Origin of the sequence: Massilia agilis, from assembly GCF_024756255.1 — a bacterium.
Classification (GTDB): Bacteria; Pseudomonadota; Gammaproteobacteria; order Burkholderiales; family Burkholderiaceae_D; genus Telluria; species Telluria agilis.
In genome coordinates this window covers 18,598-38,762 of the sequence record NZ_JANUHB010000001.1, presented here as the reverse complement: position 1 = coordinate 38,762, position 20,165 = coordinate 18,598, and the positions used below count along the sequence as shown (strand labels likewise).

The window sequence follows — 20,165 nt, the reverse complement described above, 5'->3', positions numbered from 1 at the left end:
GCAAATGAGAATTATTCGCATTATGTATCAGGAACTGTTCAGTTGCAAGTCCTCAATCGCGCACAAGGTTGGACTGCGCACCGTGGCGGCGACGCGCCAGCGCTAACATGCAGGCTTCCATGAACCGAGGAGGAATCACGCCATGACCACCCCGACCGACTCCGGCCACGTGGCGGCGCTGGCCGACAAGCTCGGCCCCGTCCGCTTTGCCATGTTCACCACTGCCGACCAGCACGGCCACCTGATCAGCCACCCGATGACGCTGCAGCTCACCGACGACAGCGGCGGCCTGTGGTTCTACACCGCGACCACGGCCCCGCTGTGGGAAAACATTGCCCACAATCCGGAAGTGAACCTCAGTTTTGCCCGGCCCGACGACATGCTGTTCGTGTCCGTGAGCGGCCGGGCCGAGCGGGTGGTGGACCGCCAGCGCATTCGCGACCTGTGGAACGTGGGCGTGCAGGCCTGGTTCCCGGCCGGGCCGGACGACGAGCACCTCGTGCTGGTCCGTGTGGACCCGCACGCGGCCGCGTATTGGGATTCGAAAGAAAGCAAGATGGTGCGGCTGTTCGAGTACGCCAAGGCCGCGTTCACCGGCAACCGTCCGGACGTGGAACCGGGCGAGCACGGCACCATACCGCTCGATTGAGCCTGCGGCGATGGCCGGGGGCGGCCGCGTTGTTGCTTGCAGAAAATTGCCCCTCTAGTTAGAGTACCTGCTTCTTCAACAAGGAGCAGGCATGTCCAGTCAAGGCAGGGCGCAATGACGCCGCTGGAAGTGGCGGCGAACGCGTTCACGGCGCTCGCGATCGTGCTCGCCGGGCGCAACAACGTGCACACCTGGTGGACCGGCATCGTCGGCTGCACGCTGTTCGGCGTGCTGTTCGCGCAGAACCGTCTTTACGCGGACGTGGTGCTGCAGGCGTTTTTCGTTGGCACCAGCATCTTCGGCTGGTGGAAATGGGTCCGTGGCGGCGACGCGGGAAGCGCATTGCCGGTCACACATGCGAGCCTGGCCAGCATTTTGTGGACCGTCCCCGCCGGCGTGCTGGCCACTGCTGCCTACGGCGCGCTCCTTCACTACTACACCAACGCCTATTCGCCGTTCTTCGACTCGGCCGTGCTGGTCTTCAGCGTGATCGGGCAGATCATGATGATGCAGCGCCGGGTCGAGAACTGGGCCTTCTGGGTGCTCGTCAATACCATCGCGGCGCCGCTCTACCTGAGCCGCGGCCTGGCGCTGACGGCGGCCTTGTATGCCGGCTTCTGGGTCAACGCACTCGTGTCCTGGCACACCTGGCGCAAGCTCGCCGCGCGCACCCGCCAGGAGCAAGAACTGGTTTCCGTCACCACCGCTGTATCCATCGAAAGCACGCACACATGAAATTGACCCGCCTCTTTGCCGGCCTGGCTGCCGCCGGCGTCCTTGCTTCGTCCGCTCTCGCCGCCGACCAGGTGGTCGCTATCCGCGCCGGCAAACTTGTCGATGTGGTCAAGGGCGAGGTGCTGCGCGACCAGACCATCGTCGTGAACGGCGAGCGCATCGCGGCTGTCGGCCCATCCGGGTCGGTGCAGGTGCCGGCCGGCGCGAAGACCATCGACCTGTCCGGCGCGACGGTCTTGCCCGGCCTGATCGACATGCACACCCACCTGACCGGCGACCCCAACCTGCATGGCTACAAGTCGCTGGGCGTGTCCGATATCCGCTCGGCACTGTACGGCGCGCGCTCGGCAAAGGTGACGCTGGAGGCGGGCTTTACCAGCGTGCGCAATGTGGGCGCGAGCGGCTTCGGCGACGTGGCGCTGCGCGATGCGATCGACGAGGGCGAACTGCCGGGGCCGCGCATGCGGGTGTCTGGCTACGCCATCGGCATCATGGGCGGGCACTGCGACAACAACCTGCTGCCGAATGATTTCCACTACGTCGAGCGCGGCGTGGCCGACGGTCCGTGGGAAGCGCGCACCAAGGTGCGCGAGATGGCCAAGTACGGCGCCGACGTGATCAAGATCTGCGCCTCCGGCGGCGTGCTGTCCAAGGGTGACGAGCCGGGCGCGCAGCAGTACACGCTGGAAGAGATGAAGGCGATCGTGGACGAGGCGCACAAGCTGGGCCGCCGCGTGGCGGCGCACGCGCACGGCGCATCGAGCATCCGCGACGCGATCCTGGCTGGCGTGGATTCGGTCGAGCATGCGAGCCTGATCGACGATGAGGGCATCCGCCTTGCACGCGAAAAGGGGACCTGGCTCGTCATGGATATTTACAACGACGACTTCATCCTGCAGGAAGGCGCCAAGGCGGGCATGCTGCCCGAGTCGTTGGCCAAGGAGAAGGCGCTTGGCCAGCTCCAGCGCGACAACTTCCGCAAGGCGTTCAAGGGCGGGGCAAAAATGGCGTTCGGCACGGATGCCGGCGTGTACCCGCACGGCGACAATGCGCGCCAGTTCTTCTACATGGTCAAGTACGGCATGACGCCGATGCAGGCGATCCAGGCCGCGACCATCAACGCTGCCGACCTGATGGGCTGGAAGGACCGTGTCGGCTCGATCAGCGCCGGTAAATACGCGGACATCATCGCGGTCAGTGGCGACCCGACCGCGGACCCGGCCGAGCTCACGCGCGTGCGCTTCGTGATGAAGGGCGGGGCGGTGTACAAGGCTGATCCGGTTCGCTGAGCATGGTAGGGTGGGCAGGTCCTCCTGCCCACGCGTTCAAGCAGCTCATGCACTGGCTGGACGCGTGGGCAGGAGGACCTGCCCACCCTACGGGCTACCGGCTGGGCTTGCTTGGCCGCTCCAGGTCGGCCGGCTCCTGGTTGGCCCCGGTCTCGGGCGTGCCCAAGCCGGTTGCTTTCGGCCCGGCCTGGTCGCTGCGGGTGTCCTGGAATCCACGCCGGCCGGTATCCAGGGCCTCGCTGTCCGCCGACTGGCGCGGCTGCTCCTCTTGTTGCGCTCCCTGACAAGCGTCGTTACGGGTTAATCCGGCGCCGCCGCTGCCGCCTGTCTCGGCCATGGTCTCGTGGGTCGGGGTCGAGCCGGCTTCGCCGCTGGTCGGTCCGCCAACGCCGAGCGTGGTCGAGGGGGCCGTCTGGCCGCTGTTTCCTGATCGGTTGCCGCTCATGTCGCTCTCCTGCAAGTTGCCGATGCCCCGATTATGCGCCCCGTGCGCGCCGCCGGCAGTCAGCGCGCGTAGCGCAGCGGCGTAGGAGGGGGCCGGGACTATCATTTTGCGTTGCAGCATGCTAGAGTTCGTCACATGATGTGTTCGGTCCGGAAATTCGTCGCGCTGCTCATGTTGGTCGTGGTCACGACCAACGTGTTCGTCTGGGATTCCAGCAGCACGCGCATGGCCCACCAGATCAGCCATATCAGCCAGCTGGACCTGGGTGCCGGCAACCACAGCCACCCGTGCCTGGACGCCGCCCATTCGCTGGGCAAATGCAGCGTGCTGCACCAGGTGCTGCACGCGGTTGACCATCTCCAGTACTTCGCCAACCTGGCAGCGCACGCCGCGATCGAGCTGCAGAGCGCCGGTCTTGGCCGGATTGCTTTCCCCGAGCGGGGGTATGCGCTTGCCACGCTCGAACCTCCCTACCGCCCTCCAAGCGAGCAGGCCGCCCGGGCCTGATCGCCAGCTTCGTTCGTTTTTTCCTGCGGGTGCTCAGGCCGTGTCGCGGCATGGCTCGGATAATCGTCCGAGCCACCGCTTCCGTTGCCGTTCGCAATCGCGCGCAGCCAGCCGGCTGGGCGCAGAAACGCCGGCCCGTGCACTGTCGTATTGGAACAAAACATGAAGAATCCGGTATCCCTTTTCCTGGCCACCACGCTGGCCTGGTGTCCCCTTGCGTTCGCTGCCGAGCCAGGCGCGGCGATTCCCGTTAGCGCCCAGCAGATGCAGGCGCTGGGCATCACGGTGCAGCCGCTCAAGCGCGGCGCCGCGTCCGGCGAGGCCACCGTGCCCGCGCGCGTGGTGCTGCCGCCCGGCGGCGAGCTGGTGGCCAGCGCGCCCGTTTCCGGGCTTGCCGTGCAGGTGTACGTACAGCCCAACCAGTCTGTGGCCAAGGGCGCCGCGCTGGTGCGCATTGCCAGCCCCGAGCTCGGCACGCTGCAGCTGAACCTGATGCAGGCCGCCAGCCGCGCGGCCCTGGCCCAGCGTACGGTGGAACGCGAACGCGCGCTGTTCGGCGAAGGCATCGTGGCCCAGCGCCGCTTGCAGGAAGCCGAGGCGGTCCAGGCCGAGGCGCGCGCGGCGCTGTCGCAGGCACGTTCGGCCTTGCGGCTTGCCGGCATGGCGCCGGGCGCGATCGAGCGCGTTGCCGCCGGCGGCAAGCCGGACGATTCGATCACCGTCGCTGCCGCCGCGTCCGGTGTCGTGACCAAGGTCGAGGTGCGCCCCGGCCAGCGGGTCGACGCGTCGACCGCGCTGGTCGGACTGGCGCGCCTGGATCGCCTGGTGCTCGAGATCGAGGTGCCGGCCGCCGACGCGGCGCACTGGCCGGCAGGCGCACAGGTCGGCATCCAGGGCCGCAAGGCCAAGGCGGTGGTGAAAGGTACGAGCCCGCTGGTGTCGGCCCAGACCCAGACCACAACGGTGCGCGCCGAGCTGGCGGGCGGCGCGGACGTGCGCCCGGGCGAGCTGGTTGCGGTGCAGGTGCCGCAAGGCGCGGCCGGCAACGGTTGGGACGTGCCGCTGGCCGCCGTGGCGCACGTGGGCAAGCAGGGGTATGTGTTCGTGCGCACCAGCAGCGGCTTCGAGGCACGCCCGGTGAGCGAACTTGGCAGCGCGGGCCAGCAGGTGCGCGTGGCCGGCGCGCTCAAGGAAGGCGACTCGCTGGCAGTGTCGGGCGTGGTGGCGCTGAAGGGCGAATGGCAGCGCGGAAAAGGGGGGCAGTAACATGCTGTCTCGTCTTATCCAGGCCTGCCTGGCGCAGCGCCTGTTCGTGGCGCTGGCCGCGCTGATGCTGGCCGGCTTCGGCTGGCACTCGTTCAGCCAGCTGCCGATCGACGCCTTCCCCGACGTGTCCAGCACGCAGGTGAAGGTGATTATGAAAGCGGCGGGCATGACGCCCGAGGAAGTCGAGACCCGGATCGCGGTGCCGATCGAGGTCGAGATGCTGGGCATCCCGCGCACCAGGCTGCTGCGTTCGGTGACCAAGTATGGCCTTGCCGACGTGACCATCGACTTCGAGGACGGCACCGACATCTACTGGGCGCGCCAGCAGGTGAGCGAACGCCTGTCCGGCATTGCCGACGTGCTGCCGCCATCGGCAACCGGCGGCATGGCCCCGATCACGACCCCGCTGGGCGAGATGTTCATGTTCACGGTGGACAGCAAGGACATGTCGCTGGCCGAGCGCCGCACGCTGCTCGACCGGGTGATCCGCCCGGCCCTGCGCACCGTGCCTGGCGTGGCCGACGTGAACTCGCTGGGCGGCGCCGTGCGCGCGTTCGAGGTGGTGCCGGATGCGGCGGCGATGTCCGCGGCCGGCGTCAGCCTGGCGCAGCTGTCCGACGCGATCCGTGCCAATAACCGCAACGACGGCGCGGGCCGCCTGGGCGAGGGCGGCGAGGTGCTGCTGGTGCGCAGCGAGGGCAGCATCGCCACCGTCGAGGACTTGGCCGCCGTGGTGGTCGCGGTGAAGAATGGCGTGCCGGTGCGGCTTGGTTCGCTGGCCGCGGTGCGGGTCGGGAACATCACCCGCAACGGCGCCGTGACCCGTAGCGGCGCCGGCGAGGCGGTCGAGGGGCTGGTGCTGGGCCTGGCGGGCGCCAACGCGCAGCAGGTGGTGGACGGCGTGCGCGCCAAGATCGCCGAGCTGCAGCCGACGCTGCCCAAGGGCGTCACGCTCAACGTGTTCTACGACCGCGCCTCGCTGGTGGAGCGCGCGGTGCACACCGTGTCCTCGGCACTGCTGGAAGCAACCGTGCTGGTGATCGTGCTGCTCGGGCTGTTCCTGGGTAACCTGCGTGCGGCCGTGACGGTGGCATTGGTGCTGCCGCTGGCGGCGCTGGTCACGTTCATCCTGATGAACATGTTCGGCATGTCGGCCAACCTGATGAGCCTTGGCGGCCTGGCCATTGCGATCGGCATGCTGGTGGACGCGGCGGTGGTGGTGGTCGAGAACATCGTCCAGCACCTCGGCCACGATTCCGCGCAGGGCCGCTTGCCGCGGCTGCACGTGATCTACCGCGCCGTGCGCGAGGTGGCGGTGCCGGTCACGGCCGGCATCCTGATCATCGTGACGGTGTTCCTGCCGCTGCTGACGCTGCAAGGGCTGGAAGGGAAGTTCTTTGCCCCGGTGGCGCTGGCGATCGTGTTTGCGCTGGCCGGCTCGCTGGTGCTGTCGCTGACGGTGATCCCGGTGCTCGCGTCCTGGCTGGTCAAGGCCGGTGCGCACGCCGAGCCCTGGTTGCCGCGCAAGCTGCTGTCGCTCTACCAGCCGGTGCTGGACTTTGCGATGCGGCGCCAGCGCGTGGTCGCGGTGGTGGCGGCAGTGCTGCTGGTGCTGGCGGGCGTGCTCTACACCCGCGTGGGCAAGACCTTCATGCCGACCATGGATGAGGGCGACCTGATCGTGGGCATCGAGAAGATCCCCTCGATCGGGCTGGAGCAGAGCGTGGCGCTGGACCTGAAGATCCAGCAGGCGATCATGAAGCAGGTGCCGGAGGTGACCGGGATCGTCGCGCGCGTTGGCTCCGACGAAATCGGCCTGGACCCGATGGGCCTGAACCAGACCGACACCTATTTGCTGCTCAAGCCGCGCGGGCAGTGGCGCATGAAGTCGAAGGATGAACTGATCGACGCTGTGCGCAAGGTGCTCGACCAGCTCCCCGGCATCAATTACAGCTTCACCCAGCCGATTGAAATGCGCGTGTCCGAAATGATCGTCGGCGTGCGCGGCGACATCGCGGTGAAGGTGTTCGGCCCCGACCTGGACAAGCTGAACGAATACGCCAAGGGCATCGAGTCGGTGCTCAAGACGATTCCCGGCAACCAGGACGTGTACACCGTGCAGAACGGCGGCGTGCAGTACCTGCGCGTGGTGGTCGACCGGCTGGCGGCCGGGCGGCTCGGCCTGTCGGTGGACGAGATCCAGGACGCGCTGCGTGCCCAGGTCGAAGGCCAGCAGGCGGGCAATGCGATCGAGGCCGGCCGCCGCACCCCGATCGTGGTGCGTGCCGGCGAATCGGTGCGGCTGTCGCCAGCCGGGTTCGAGCAGGTCCGCATCACCACGCGCGATGGGGCCAGCGTGCCGCTGTCCAGCGTGGCGCGCCTGGAGCGAGCCGAAGGCCCGGTCAAGATCGACCGCGAGATGGGCAGCCGCTACAGCGTGGTGGTGGCCAACGTGACCGGGCGCGACCTGGTCGGCTTCGTCGAGGAAGCCAAGGCGGCGGTGGCGCGCAAGCTGCCGCTGGCCTCCGGCTACCGGATGACCTGGGGCGGCCAGTTCGAGAACCAGCAGCGCGCTGCGGCGCGGCTGTCGATCGTGGTGCCGGCGGCGCTGGTGCTGATCTTCATCCTGCTGTTCACCACCTTCGGATCGGTGCGGCAGGCGCTGCTGGTGCTGTCGATCATTCCGTTCGCACTGGTCGGCGGCATCGTGGCGCTGTGGGTCACCGGCGAGTACCTGTCGGTGCCGGCATCGGTCGGGTTCATTGCGCTGCTCGGCATCACGGTGCTGAACGGCGTGGTGCTGGTGAGTTACTTCAACCAGCTGCGCGAAGCCGGCATGCCTCTGGTGGAGGTGGTGGTACATGGGGCGCGGCGACGCCTGCGTCCGATCATGATGACGGCGTCGATCACCGCGTTCGGCCTGATCCCGCTGCTGCTGTCGAGCGGCCCGGGGTCCGAGATCCAGAGGCCGCTTGCGATCGTCGTGATTGGCGGCCTGGTGTCGGCCACCGCGCTGACCTTGCTGCTGCTGCCCATACTGTATTTGCGCTTCGCGTTTGCGAAGCGGGAGGAACAACATGCCTGATATTTGCCTGACTTTGCTCTGCCATGCGGAGCTGGAGGAGCGGGTGCTCGATGCGCTGCTGCTCACTCCGCAACTGACCATTTTTACCAGCACCCCGATCTTCGTCCACGGGCTGGCGCACTCGGGCCTGGAAGAGTCCGAGCAGGTGCTTGGCCGTGCCGACTGCGTGCAGGTGCAGGCGCTGATGCCGGAGGACGCGGGGCGCGAAGTGGTCGAACGTATCAAGATCGAGTTTGCCGGTGCGCGCATGCGCTATTGGCTCACGCCGGTGATCGCCTCGGGAGCATGCGCATGAAACGACTGATCTTGATCGCGGCCCTGGCCGCGGCCGGCGTACATGCCGAAACGCTGCCCTCGATGCCTGGCCTGCTGCCGGAACCCGTGGCGCATCCCTTGCTGGTGAACGATGCGATGGTGGCGTCGGCGCGAGCCGACGCCGCAGCCGCGCGCGAGGATGCGCGGCTGGCGGAGGGCTCGCCCTACGAGTTCACCGCCCGTCTCAACGCGCAAAAGCGGCGGCTGGACGTTGGCCCGCAATACAAGGAATGGAACGTCGGGATCGAGCGCACGCTGCGCTTGCCCGGCAAGGCGCAGGCCGACCGCAGCATCGGGCAGGCCTTCATGGCCGAGAGCGACGCCGTGTACGGCGAAGCGCTGCACGAGGCAGCACGCGTGCTGCTGACCCTGTGGCTGGACTGGGCACAGGCCGAACGTGCCGTCGAACTGGCGGCGCGCAACCTGGTGGCCGCGCAAGAGAACGCCGATGCCGTCGACAAGCGCGTGAAGGCGGGCGACGCGGCGCGGCTGGACGCCAGTATCGCCCGTGCCGACCTGGCCGAGCAGGAGCGTGCGGCCGTGGAAGCCAAGACGGCCGCCGCGGTGGCGTGGGCCCAGCTTAACGCCCGCTTTCCGGGCCTGAAGCACGAGCACGCCGTGTTGCCCGAACCGCAGCCGCTGGCGCGGCCGCTGCAATTCTGGCGCGAACGCATTTTGGCCGAAAGCGACGAGCTGAAACTGGCCGCCGCAGCGCGTGACAAGGCGGCAGGACATGCCGCCCGGGCGCGCGCCGAGCGCGTGCCGGACCCCACGGTCGGGGTGTACACGGCATCGGAGTTCGCTGGACAGGAACGCTTCACCGGGGTGATGATCAGCGTGCCTATCCCGGGCGCGCGGCGCAGCAGGCTGGCCGACAGGGCAGTGAGCGCTGCGGAGTCGGCGCGGCAGCTGCACCAGGCCAAGCTGGTCCAGCTGGAGGCGCATGTCGCGTCCGAAGTGGCGACCGCCGAAGGCGCGTACGAGGCCTGGCGCGCTGCCCGCACCAACGCTGCCTCGATGGGCGAGAACGCGCGACTGGCGACCCGCGCCTACGCGCTGGGCGAGGCGGACCTGCAGTCCTTGCTGGCAGCAAGGCGGCAGGCCAATAGTGCGGCCCTGAGCGCGCTCACGGCGCAGGTCACGGCGGTGCACGCGCAGGCTGCGTTGATGGTCGATGCGCACTTGGTGTGGGGGCTGGGCGAGGAGTAGGAAAAAGGTGCCTGCTTCGATCTCCGGCGCTGGCACCTGGTGTAGCGTGGGCAGCTTGCTGCCCACGCGTCCTACCGGTGCGTGGATGACCTGACTGTATGGCTTCGTCGTTCGGCCGACCGTTGGCGAGCCAGAGTTCGAGCGACGCACCTTCTGGCTGGACGCGTGGGCAGGAGAACCTGCCCACCCTACGGAATAGTCGTGCGGCCAGGGCGCACGCCCTCTCAAGCCATGATTTGCCGGCGTGTTGCGTCCGACGACCCGGTAGCCAGACTTGCTGGCCACCACTATATCGTGCGGCCTCGGCGCTTTCGCTGTGATAGGGTCGGGGACATGAGGTTATCTGTTGGTGCAATCCTGCTGGGCCTGGCGTTAGCCGGTGCCGAGCCCGCCACCGCCGTGGTTCCTGCCGCTTCAAAGCCTGCGTGCGCGGGCCACGCGCAGCGCGGGAGCGCAAGCGCGAACGCAAAGGGACGGACGAGCGGTGGCAACCGCGTCATCGTCCGCGGCAAGAACCAAGGGTGTCCGCCGGCGCGGCAGACACCACCAGCCCGTTCCCCGGCTTGCGCTCCTTGCTGCCCCGGCACGTCCGCTCCGCCAGCGCGCGGCGCGGAACCGTCCTTTGGCGAGGTACCTCCGGCGGCAATGATGCCACCCGCCGAATCGTTCGGCGGCAGCATTCCCCCCGGGGGGCGTTCCTCTCAATCGCCGGACGACCCGTGCGCCGCACCGCGCCGGTCCCGCTAAGTCCACCAGGACTGTTCCGCGCAGACAGCCATCATCCACCCGTCAATGACACGAGGAGAAAGACAATGGATCGTCAGCAATTCCAATCTTGTATCGAAGCCTGCAACGACTGTGCCGATGCCTGCGACCTGTGCGCCGCATCCTGCCTGCAGGAGCAGGACGTGAAGGCAATGGCGCGTTGCATTGCGCTTGACATCGACTGCGCGCAGATGTGCCGCCTTGCCGCCGGCGCGATGGCGCGCGGCAGCGAGGTGGCCGATGCGATCTGCAATGCCTGCGCGCACATTTGCGAGCTGTGCGCAGACGAGTGCGCCAAGCATCCGATGCAGCACTGCCGCGATTGCGCGGATGCCTGCCGTCGCTGCGCAGCCGAATGCCGCCGGATGAGCGGCGCGCAGGCCAGTGGCACGGGCGCCGGCACCGGGTCGCACGCCCACTAAGCGCTGACCCGGACTTTTCGCCCGCAAAGCGCGTATCTAGCGGGCGGCCGCCCCGCCCGCGCCCGACAGCGCCTGCTTCAATGTGTCGCTGTGCGGGCTGCTCACCTTGCCGCTCACCACATCCTGTACCGTGAGCGCCTTGCCGTAGTAGGCCTGGGTCGCCTTCTGGTTGTAGCGGATGTCGTTGATCGCCAGCGTGGCCACATTGCCGAACAGGCCTTTGGAGCCGGTCCAGACGACGACGTCGCCGGCGCCAGCCTGGCCCTGGGCCTGCGCGCGCCAGTTCACGACGGTCAGGCCTGCGTCCGCGCTCAGGTTGAAGTTGTTCTTTTGCCGGAAGCTGTTCAGGGCCTTGTCGTTCATGAGCAGCAGCGCCACCGGCCCGCCCTCGACCCCGGCCTGCAGCCCCACGCTGATGCCGCCGGTGTTAAAGAAGGCCGGGTCGCTCCAGGTGCCGTCGGTACGCTTTTCGGAGAATACGCCGGCGCCACCGGCTGCGCCCAGGCCAAGGGCCGCGCGGCCGTAGCGCGGCATGATGTAGATGCCGCGTGCCTGGGAAAGCAGCCGGCTGATGCTGGTATCGGACGCGAGCGTGCGGACCACGGCCGCCGCGTCATCCACGTGCTTGATGGCAGTGGAGGCGGCGCTGCTGGTGCCGCCCGTGCTGCCGCTGCTCTGCTGGCTGGCAGAGCTGCCTTGCGCCAGCGCCGGCTCGCCCAAACCGGCCAGCATGATGAGGCCGACGGCGGACAAGACGGCCCGTCTGGTGGGTAGGTGTAATTTCATGCCGATCCTCCTTTCTTCGAATGGCTACGCCTCGATCGGGGGTGTCAGCCTTCGAGGATAAGGGGAGGGAACCGCATGCGTTTGATCCGGCTCAGGCGTGCCGGCCGGGCGGCATCGGCGTCGCGGCGAAACCACCGCTCCGGCGCGAGACGTCTTTACAGCGAACGTTCGCGGGCATAGGCTCGTTGCACGATGACATACCGCGTGGCCGCAGCTGCCGTGCTGTTCCTTCACCTTGCGTTCATCCTGTTCGTGATGGCAGGCGCCTTGCTTGCCGTACGGCGCCGCTGGGTGCTGGCCGTGCACTTGCCAGCCGCGCTGTGGGGCGTGTGGGTGGAGCTGGGCGATGCACCTTGTCCGTTGACCGGCATCGAGAACTACCTGCGCCTTCGCGGTGGCCTGGCCGGCTACCGCGAAGGCTTCATCGAGCACTACCTGCTTGCCGCGATCTACCCGAGCGGGCTGGATCGGGAGCTGCAGCTGGCGCTTGCGGCAGCCGTGCTGGCAACAAATGTTGTGCTGTACGCGCTGGTGTTGCGCCGGCGGCGGCGTGTTCAGACGGGAAGCTCGGAAGTGCCGCCGGCCGATGAGCCGTAGTTCTGCAGGTCGCCGAACTCCAGCCGCCGCTCCTGGAGCGCGGCGAGGATGCGCGCCAGTTGCTCATCGTTCGGCACGATGTACACCATGGCCTGGTCGATCTCGTTCTCCCAGCGGTGGCCATACGGCACCGCGTCCTCGCGCATGACCTTCGCGACAAAGCGGCCGTCGCGCAGTTCGCCAAACAGCGTCACCATCGGGGTGGCGGGCGTGGTGTTCTTGACTGTGATGCTCATTCAACTCCTCCTCGCAAAGATGAAACGGTTCAGTCCTCGGCACCGGTCTCGTCCGGCGGACCGGCTTCGCCGGCCGGTGAAATGTCGGGCGCACGGGCCAGCGGCGTGAGCGCCGGGCCTTCCAGCACTTGGCCATCCGGCCGGAACCTGCTGCCGTGGCAATGGCAATCCCAGCTCGTCTCGGCATCGTTCCACTGCAGGTCGCATCCCATGTGCGTGCATTTGGCGCCCACGATGAGCACGCGGCCATCCTCGCAGCGGTAGGCAGCGAGCTTCTGGCCAGCGTGCTCGAGTTGCCGGCTTTCGCACAGCGGCAAATCGTCGAAGAGGTCGCGTGCCGCCCGGTCCAGCGGCAGCACAGCGGACGGCGCGGCTTCGGTGTGCTCACGCGCGAAGCCCTCGGGCCGCTTGCCGTTTGCCAGACGCGACGGGCTATAGAGGTCGTCCCACGGCGTAGGCCGGCCTAGCATCTGCTGCGCCACCATCATTCCGGCGAGCGTGCCGTAGGTCAGGCCGTCACCGGAGAAGCCGGTTGCGATCCACGTGCGCGCGCTGTCCACGTTCCTGCCAATGGAGGGCAGCAGGTCCTCGGACCGGTAGCGCTGCGCGGACCAGCGGTAGTCGACCGGGCCCAGCTTGAAATGCGTACGGGCGTAGCGCTCCAGCGCGTCGAACGGGTGGGCCGTCGCGTGCACATGACCGGTCGGGTGCGCCGCGCCGACGGCGACCAGCCAGGCTATCCCGCCTTCCGTGAAAAGGCGCAGCGAGTAGTTGTCCTGCCCAAGCACCCAGTAGATGCCCGGCTCTGGCAACACGTCCTCCAGCCGCAGGGCCACCGCGTATTCACGTACCACGTCCAGCTTCGATTGCACGAGGTGCACGCCGACCGGCGTATGGGTGGCCAGCAGGATCCGCTCGCATCGCACCGATCCTTCCGGCGTGCGGATTTCGCCGTTGGCATCGTCAACGGCCAGCGCCGGGGTGTTTTCGAACACCAAGCAGCGATCGCCCACGATGTGCTGCGCCAGCTGGCGCACGTAATCGAGCGGCTGGAACTGCGCCTGGTTCTCCACGCGTAGCGTGCGCCGCGCGGGCAGGGGCAGGGGAGGCGCATCCACCAGGCGCGCCTGCAGGCCCGCGGCCTGTGCTGCCTTGTGTTCATCTTCGACCGCCCTGGCGGTCTCGGGTGTGCTGGCGATCAGGTGCCACGGGGTGCGGGCGAACGCGCAATTGAGCGACAGTGCCTGGATCGTCTGCTCGACTGCCTCGACGGCCGAAGCACGCGATTCGGCCACGGCGCGCATGGTCTCTTCGCCGCGCCGCCGTGCGATCTCGCGCAGGCCCATGTCGGTCAGCGCATACAGGTTGCCGGTGGAGTGGCCGGTGCTCGATCCGCCGATGCGGTGCGCCTCCAGCACGGCGACGGTCTTGCCACCAGCCGCGAGCAGCATTGCGGCCGTCAGGCCGGTGATGCCGGCGCCGACCACCGCCACGTCCACGGCGATGTCGGTCTGCAGCGTGGGCAGACACGCCATTTTCACGGCTGTTCCTTGCCACAGTGATGCGGTATCCATGTTCGCTCCCCGGCGGTGTGTCGCACCAATCATCATTCCAGCAATCGCGATGCCGTGGCGCTGCATTGCCCGCCACCACTTACCGAGGCGTATTGACGTGCATGTAAGGACTGTACTAACGGGCAACTCTTGTTTATCGTCTTGGATTGTCCCTGTGCCTGACTACCGGTTGATGTCTTGATGCTCAAATCCACGAACACCAGCGCGCTGCGCGCTGCCTCCCGCAAACTGCTGCTTGGCGCCCTGGTCGGCGACGTGCTGTGCGCCGGATGGGCTATGGCGCAGCAGGCGCCCGCCGCCAAACCAGCCGTACAGCAGCCTGTGCAGGCGGACACCGCCAACGGCAACAGCGGCGAGGTGCCTTCGGTGACGGTATCGGCGGAGCGGCCCACCAACCGCATCGACCGGCAAGTCTATGACGTCAAATCCGATGCCAGCAGCACGAACGGGACGGCGGCGGACGCGCTCAACAACGTGCCCTCGGTGTCGCTTGACCCGGACGGCACGCTCAGCCTGCGTGGCAGCACCAACGTGCAGATCTACATCGACGGCAAGCCCTCGGCCATGTTCCAGGGCGAGAACCGGGCGGCTGCGCTGCAGGCACTGCCATCGGAAGACATCGAATCGATCGAGGTCATCAACAACCCCGGCGCGCAATTCGGCAACGAGACGGGTGGGGGGCCGATCCTCAACATTGTGATGAAGCGCACGCGCAAGCCCGGCGGATTCGGAGTCGTCAATGCGAACGGAGGAACGGCAGGGCGCTACAACTCGGCGGTATCGGGCACCTTCAACAGTGGTCGCCTCGGCCTGCAGGGCGGGATCAATGTGCGCCATGACGGGCGCAACTCGGTGAGCCAGGTCGAGCGCGAGCGGGTCAATCCTGCCACCGGCGACGTGACGCGCAGCGCGCAGGCGTCCAGTTCAGCCGGGCTGAACGACTCCGCGGGGCTGAACGGCAGCATCAAATACAACCTGGGCGACACGGACACGCTCAGTGCCGCTGTCTCGTGGCTGGGGCGCACCAACGACGCCAATGCGGTGGACCGCTATCTTGGCTTTGGTCTTGATGGCGGCACGGTCAGCGACTACCAGCGCACGACCACGCGCGGCGGCGACAGCCGCAACTACACGGTCAGCACGCATTGGGACCGCAAGGGCGAGCTGCCGGGCGAAATCTTCAAGCTGGACCTGCGCGTTTCGTCAGCGCGCAACGCCAGCGACAGCGACTATGCGAATGCCTACAGCGTGCGCCCGCCAGGTACGCGCGACAGCCGCAGCCAGCAGGCCAACGACAACACGACCCGGATCTCGGACTTCAGTGGCGACTACGAGCGGCCCGGCGACACGGGCGTGCTCAAGCTCGGTTTCAAGGCGATCGCACAAAGGAGCGGCGTGGACGCGCTGTATGAGGATATCGATGTGGTCACCGGGTCCGGCGTGGTCAACCCGCGCCGGACCAACAGCTTTGAACTGAACCAGCACAATCTGGCAGCGTACGCGTCTTACCAGCTGCGGCTGACCGACCGGCTTGGCGTGCTGGGCGGACTGCGCACCGAATACACGCATGTGGACATCGACCAGGTCACGTCGCATAGCAACGCGACCAACCATTACGTGAACGCCATCCCGAGCGCGTTTGCGACCTACAAGCTGACGGACGATACCAACCTGCGGCTGGCGTACGCGCGGCGTTTGCGGCGTGCCAGCGCAGCCGAGCTCAATCCGTTCGTGGTTTACCGGGACGAGCTGAACGAATCTGCCGGTAATCCAAGCCTGAATCCGGCGCTGACCGACTCGTTGGAACTGGGGCTGGAATCGCGCCTGATGGGCTTGGAAGCGAACCTGCGCGGCTACTACCGCAGGGACAAGGACGCGATCGTGTACCGCCGCAGCTTCGTGGGTGATGCGGTGGTGCTGACGCGGCCGGAGAACGGCCCCGGCTCCCGGGCGGGCGGTCTTGAGTTCACGCTTGGCGGCAAGGTCACGCCGCGATTTTCGATCAACACGAGCGGCAACCTGGCGCATATCGAGCAGCCGCAACTGGACGCGACTGGCGCGGACGTGCGCCGCAGCGCGACCTCATTGAGCATGCGTGGTCGCTTCAACGTCGAGTTGACCGACGTGGATCACTTGCAGGTCGCGCTGAACGGACAAGGCAAGGCGCTGACCGGCCAGGGCTACCGCCAGCCGACGTCGTTCACGAACGTCAGCCTGCGCCACAACATTACGCCGGCGCTGTCAGTGGTGATCAACGTGACCGACATCTTCAACACACAAAAGATCGAGACCGTGACCGATACCGACACGCTCAGGGAGACCAATCTGCGGCGGTTCGACGGACGGATCGTTTATCTGGGGCTGTCGTGGCGGCTTGGCGGGATGGCCAGTGTCGGGCGGGGCCCAGTGCGCAACTGAGAAGCCAGACGGGCAGGTGAAAACAGGCCGCTGGTTCGGGATATCGCATTTGACATAATATAGATTATGCGAAGTCGCGAGTAGGAGCTCAGGTGTAATGTCCCGGTTCAAGATGTCCGGCCAGATGGCGCTGAGTCCGATCCGAAATGCCTACCACGCCTTCGGACCGACGTAAGCGCGAAGACTCCGCGAAATCCATCGCAGGTTTGAGCTTCGTCAGCGGCCACACATCTGAACTTAGCCTCAAACATCACCAACACGCCGTGATCGTATCGGTTAATCGTGCTATGCCAAATCTGGTGCTTGCGTGAAGTAATAATGCCCACCATGTAGGATGACCAGGACGTTCCCATTATTTGCGTTGTTGGCCACAGCGCCTTGGGCGTTGAAATTGCCCTGCGTGGTCACAACGGTAACGTTTCCGTTGATGTTATGGTGAAGTGCCAGCCGGTTTGTTATTTCTTGAATCAGCCCTGGCAACATTGGAAGCTGGCCATGTGCATTGAAATGGCCATTCTGCGCACTGTGATTGTTCAACCAGGCTCGAATTTCAGCTGCCGCCTGCTCTGTAAGTGCAACGCCAAAAGCGCCCGCTATGGCAAAGATCAGACAATTGTTGCCGTGCGACCCGCCATAATGCGCTTCAACGCCATTTTGCTGAGCCAATTGTTGGACTTCATGCGGCAGGTACGGTTCATACTCATCATCATCCTCACTGTCGGATGCTTGATCGTTTGAACCAGTGTACAGTTTGCTTTGCAGGTCAGCGAGCCTTGGCAGGTGACCCATCAGTTCGTTCAGGATTTGTTCAATGCCGTGCCTGATTTGCTGTTCTGCCCCACGCCTTCCGGCGTTATGGAATTGAATATTGCTATGCATTAGCATCACAACGTTGGCGATTGCTCGCTTGATCAATTTGATGTAAAACAGATACGCGATTTTTTGTACATTCCGGGCCATTTTCGTGGATGGGAATTCCACATCCGTGCCCTGCAGGAACGAGCTTATGTCAGCATGCGCTTGTTCTAGATTCTTGTTTTCAACCGCAGTCAGGTGCGTTCGCTTCCTTGATTTGGTTCCTTCTTGCCTCGCACCTTTGGATCTTTGCTTGTTCTTGGCGGCCAAGTACGCTTCTTTATGCGCCTCGGTCGCAACCGCTGTCAGCCGCCCATCCAGGAATAGTTGCGTGTCCTCGGCTGTTTTCGTTATAAAATCTGGATTGGCGGACAGCTTATCCAGGAAGTTTTTGAAAACGCTGTGCACGCCTTTGTAATCCGTACCGGCGCTCTTGTCCGATATTGTTGGTGGAAAGTTTACGTCAAGTGTCGGGCCGAGCGTAGTTAGCCAATGGTCTGATTGCTGTGCTTGCGTAAATGGAGCGTAGATTGCGGACTCTGGGACAATTTGGTTAAAATTTGACAAGTACTGTGCCTCGTAAAGGTCATGAACAGTCAGGTTTTTCTCCAATTTGTCTTTTCTCTGGTATGAGCTCTTGATGTAATCGTCGGCTTGATGAAAAGGGAGCCCGCCACTTGCATCAACAGAAAATTCATGTTTTTCACCCGAGGCATACGGTCGTTTGTTGAAATCTTCCTTTGGTGGTGCTGGCTGCGCCAGCGTGCCATAGGCGCGCGTCCTTTCGTCGAGCAGCTTACGGTACCCTTCTGACGGTTGTTCTCCTTTTGGCAGGGAGGGAATGTCCGAGAAAAAATCCCTGAACTCTTGATCTCTGATCTTTCCGTGGGCTGAATACGGTAGATCGTCTTTCTCCATTTCCTCATCTTCTCTGAGCGTATCCACGCCATTGAAGCCAGTGAAATCAGCGTGTACGCGGTATGCGCGGTCGCGTACCGGGTTCAGTGTGACCTGGGCTGGTTGGCCGACCCTATTCCACGTACCGTCAATCCCGCGCTCAATGACAAAGCTCTCGCCATTGTCTGCCGTAAGGCTTACCCTTCCGCCTGACATTGTGCTGGTTTGTCGGTAGACTTTGTTTGTGTCCGTATCTGTCCACAAGAACGTCTGATTATCCTGGACGAACACACCTTGTATCACCTGTGATGGTTCGGCCGTACCAGTTTGCGTTGCCACATGCCCCACTTGTCCTAGCGCTTGCCGGTTGTCCGCAAGCGGTGCGAAGCTCCTTGTGCTGTTTTTTGCTGGTTCCTGCGAGTTCCGCATCTGTATCGCTTCAGGCCGATTGTCCACATGCTGAAATGGGGAAGAATCTCGCTTTTGCTCATTCCTGGCCTTGCCAGTGGCCGATGAGCTCTGACTACCCTGACTTTTCTTGTCTGCGTACGTTTGCATGGCTGACTCTTTTCGGCTTGCACTTCGGTTGGACCACACCGGGATAAAAATATGTCGACCAGAATGAGGACTCCGCGAGAAGCAGCGGAACCCCAGGGTTCACCAGGGTGCCGTGCGGCAAAATGAGCGGATCAAAGGCGCCCTAGCCCCGACCTCCGGCATGTTTGCCATGCGCATCCGTGGTAGTTGCAATAATGGAATTGTACGCCCGCTCGGCGCAGAGGTGCAGAGCTTGGTCCGCCGCCGGACATGTGAACGTAGCCTCAACAACAGGCCCGACACGCGAACGACCGCCGCGTGCCACTTTCGTTCCTTCGTGCAGGCGACGCCGTTGGTGTGCGCGCCCGTTCAGGCGCCGTCAATCCACAGCGGCAGCTCGACGAAGCCGCTTGCCGGATACACGGCGTTTACTGGTGCCGCATCTGGAGCCGGCGCGATATTTTGCACGCGCGCCAGAAGTTCCTCGACAATGATGCGCAACTCCAGGCGCGCCAGTGGTGCTCCCGGACAAACGTGGATACCTGCGCCGTACAACAGATTTTTCGACGGATCCCGGTCCAGGCGGAATGTTTCTGGTTCGTCAAAGACCGCTTCGTCGCGGTTGGCCGATGCCCACATCAAGGTGACGCGTTCCCCGGCGGCGAGCTTCTGTCCGCCGATCTCCACGGGCCGGGCCAGGACGCGCCGGTTCGATATCAGCGGCGCATGAAGGCGCAGGATTTCGTCGATGGCCGACGGTACCAGCGCGGGCTCCCTACGCAACTGCTGCTGCAGCGCCGGCCAGGTTGCCAGGTAATGCGCAAGGATGCCGACGCTCGCCGCGATCGTGCTGAGCTCACCGACAGTCCAGTTGCGCAGGATGCTGATGATTTCCTCTTCATCCAGCGGGCGCCCGTCCAAGTGCTCGCGCAACAGGCTGGTCGTCAGGTCGGCTGGCGCGCTTGCGCCCGCGCTGCGGCGTACCGCCAGCAGTTCGCGTATGTAGCCGTCGAACTCGAAGGCAACCGCTTCCATCGCCGCGCGATCGCGCGCCAGCGTCGCCGCATGGTTCTTGCGAGTCCAGCGTCGCAGCGGATCGTGCAGTTCGCCTGGCCAGCCGAGAAACGCAGACTGAACCCGCAAGGCATAGTCCTCGGCGAACGCGCTCATGAACTCGACTTCGCCGGAGTGCGGAAGGCTTTCCACCAATTCGACGGCGATGGCGCGGCACGCCGGTTCGAACGCCTGCATGCGTTCTGCGTCGAAATAAGGCTCGATGATGCGCCGGTATTCGGTGTGCTGCGGCGGATCCATGCCACTCGGAACGGCGAGGTGGCTTGAGACGGCACTGCTGAATGTGATGGGGTCGTGCAGCGCGCGCGTAACGTCGTCATGCCGAAACAGCGACCAGTTCAGGTAGTCGCTGTGGGCCACCGGGCACCGGCGCCGCATCTCGTCATAGGCCGCGATCTGATCCTGAAGCACCGCTTCGGACCGTGGGTCCCATTCGGGGCTTGGTTTACTGTCCATGATTCCAGCACAACATGCCGCGCACCTCGGCCGCGTACACGTTCCCTT

At 65.3% G+C, this 20,165-nt stretch carries 17 protein-coding genes; 11 read left to right on the top strand and 6 right to left on the bottom strand.

Features of this window, described 5'->3' with window-relative positions; translation table 11 throughout:
* Positions 1-142 precede the first annotated feature (142 nt).
* The 3 genes from NX774_RS00165 to NX774_RS00155 all read left to right on the top strand — a co-directional run bounded on the left by NX774_RS00165 (position 143) and on the right by NX774_RS00155 (position 2,673).
* Positions 143-649: a pyridoxamine 5'-phosphate oxidase family protein gene (locus tag NX774_RS00165; RefSeq protein WP_258820125.1), complete on the top strand. Its 507-nt coding sequence runs from the start codon at positions 143-145 to the stop codon at positions 647-649.
* A gap of 114 nt (positions 650-763) precedes the next feature.
* Positions 764-1,384 carry a nicotinamide riboside transporter PnuC gene (gene pnuC / locus NX774_RS00160; protein WP_258820124.1) on the top strand — a complete coding sequence of 207 codons (621 nt, stop codon included), beginning with the start codon at positions 764-766 and terminating at the stop codon, positions 1,382-1,384.
* Positions 1,381-2,673 carry a Xaa-Pro dipeptidase gene (locus NX774_RS00155; RefSeq protein ID WP_258820123.1) on the top strand — a complete coding sequence of 431 codons (1,293 nt, stop codon included), beginning with the start codon at positions 1,381-1,383 and terminating at the stop codon, positions 2,671-2,673. Before pnuC ends, NX774_RS00155 begins: the two co-directional genes overlap by 4 nt.
* 94 nt (positions 2,674-2,767) lie before the next feature.
* Here the strand turns inward: NX774_RS00155 and NX774_RS00150 are convergent, their stop codons facing one another.
* Positions 2,768-3,118 (bottom strand): hypothetical protein, encoded by a 351-nt coding sequence (locus NX774_RS00150; protein WP_258820122.1) that lies wholly within the window; start codon positions 3,116-3,118, stop codon positions 2,768-2,770.
* A 135-nt stretch (positions 3,119-3,253) separates the two neighbouring features.
* Between NX774_RS00150 and NX774_RS00145 the strand changes: the two genes are divergently transcribed.
* From NX774_RS00145 to NX774_RS00120, 6 genes are all read left to right on the top strand, one after another.
* Positions 3,254-3,625: a hypothetical protein gene (locus tag NX774_RS00145; RefSeq protein ID WP_258820121.1), complete on the top strand. Its 372-nt coding sequence runs from the start codon at positions 3,254-3,256 to the stop codon at positions 3,623-3,625.
* A gap of 162 nt (positions 3,626-3,787) precedes the next feature.
* A complete protein-coding gene (locus NX774_RS00140; protein ID WP_258820120.1) occupies positions 3,788-4,891 on the top strand; it encodes an efflux RND transporter periplasmic adaptor subunit in 1,104 nt (367 codons plus the stop codon).
* 1 nt (position 4,892) lies between these two features.
* Positions 4,893-7,976 (top strand): efflux RND transporter permease subunit, encoded by a 3,084-nt coding sequence (locus NX774_RS00135; RefSeq protein ID WP_258820119.1) that lies wholly within the window; start codon positions 4,893-4,895, stop codon positions 7,974-7,976.
* Positions 7,969-8,271, top strand: a complete 303-nt coding sequence (locus NX774_RS00130) for a DUF3240 family protein (RefSeq protein WP_258820118.1) — start codon at positions 7,969-7,971, stop codon at positions 8,269-8,271. Before NX774_RS00135 ends, NX774_RS00130 begins: the two co-directional genes overlap by 8 nt.
* The gene (locus NX774_RS00125; protein WP_258820117.1) at positions 8,268-9,500 is read left to right on the top strand and encodes a TolC family protein; all 1,233 of its coding nucleotides are present in this window, start codon (positions 8,268-8,270) and stop codon (positions 9,498-9,500) included. Before NX774_RS00130 ends, NX774_RS00125 begins: the two co-directional genes overlap by 4 nt.
* 812 nt (positions 9,501-10,312) lie before the next feature.
* Positions 10,313-10,687, top strand: coding sequence for a four-helix bundle copper-binding protein (locus tag NX774_RS00120; protein ID WP_258820116.1), 375 nt, complete (start codon positions 10,313-10,315; stop codon positions 10,685-10,687).
* 36 nt (positions 10,688-10,723) lie between these two features.
* On the opposite strand, the gene NX774_RS00115 is transcribed toward NX774_RS00120, so the two are convergent.
* A complete protein-coding gene (locus tag NX774_RS00115; RefSeq protein ID WP_258820115.1) occupies positions 10,724-11,473 on the bottom strand; it encodes a lipid-binding SYLF domain-containing protein in 750 nt (249 codons plus the stop codon).
* A 192-nt stretch (positions 11,474-11,665) separates the two neighbouring features.
* On the opposite strand from NX774_RS00115, the gene NX774_RS00110 reads away from it, so the two are divergent.
* Entirely contained in the window at positions 11,666-12,070 is a 405-nt protein-coding gene (locus NX774_RS00110) for a DUF2784 domain-containing protein (RefSeq protein ID WP_258820114.1), read from the top strand.
* Here NX774_RS00110 and NX774_RS00105 read toward each other — a convergent pair.
* Both NX774_RS00105 and NX774_RS00100 read right to left on the bottom strand, forming a co-directional pair.
* Positions 12,028-12,306, bottom strand: a complete 279-nt coding sequence (locus NX774_RS00105) for a hypothetical protein (protein WP_258820113.1) — start codon at positions 12,304-12,306, stop codon at positions 12,028-12,030. The two genes, NX774_RS00110 and NX774_RS00105, sit on opposite strands and share 43 nt — an antisense overlap.
* Positions 12,307-12,335: 29 nt before the next feature.
* The gene (locus tag NX774_RS00100) at positions 12,336-13,841 is read right to left on the bottom strand and encodes an FAD-dependent oxidoreductase (RefSeq protein ID WP_258821414.1); all 1,506 of its coding nucleotides are present in this window, start codon (positions 13,839-13,841) and stop codon (positions 12,336-12,338) included.
* Between the two features lie 219 nt (positions 13,842-14,060).
* Between NX774_RS00100 and NX774_RS00095 the strand changes: the two genes are divergently transcribed.
* Positions 14,061-16,298: an outer membrane beta-barrel family protein gene (locus NX774_RS00095; protein WP_258820112.1), complete on the top strand. Its 2,238-nt coding sequence runs from the start codon at positions 14,061-14,063 to the stop codon at positions 16,296-16,298.
* Positions 16,299-16,583: 285 nt separating this feature from the next.
* Here NX774_RS00095 and NX774_RS00090 read toward each other — a convergent pair whose 3' ends face one another.
* Both NX774_RS00090 and NX774_RS00085 read right to left on the bottom strand, forming a co-directional pair.
* Positions 16,584-18,608 carry a hypothetical protein gene (locus NX774_RS00090; RefSeq protein ID WP_258820111.1) on the bottom strand — a complete coding sequence of 675 codons (2,025 nt, stop codon included), beginning with the start codon at positions 18,606-18,608 and terminating at the stop codon, positions 16,584-16,586.
* A gap of 348 nt (positions 18,609-18,956) precedes the next feature.
* Positions 18,957-20,117: a cytochrome P450 gene (locus NX774_RS00085; RefSeq protein ID WP_258820110.1), complete on the bottom strand. Its 1,161-nt coding sequence runs from the start codon at positions 20,115-20,117 to the stop codon at positions 18,957-18,959.
* Positions 20,118-20,165 lie beyond the last annotated feature (48 nt).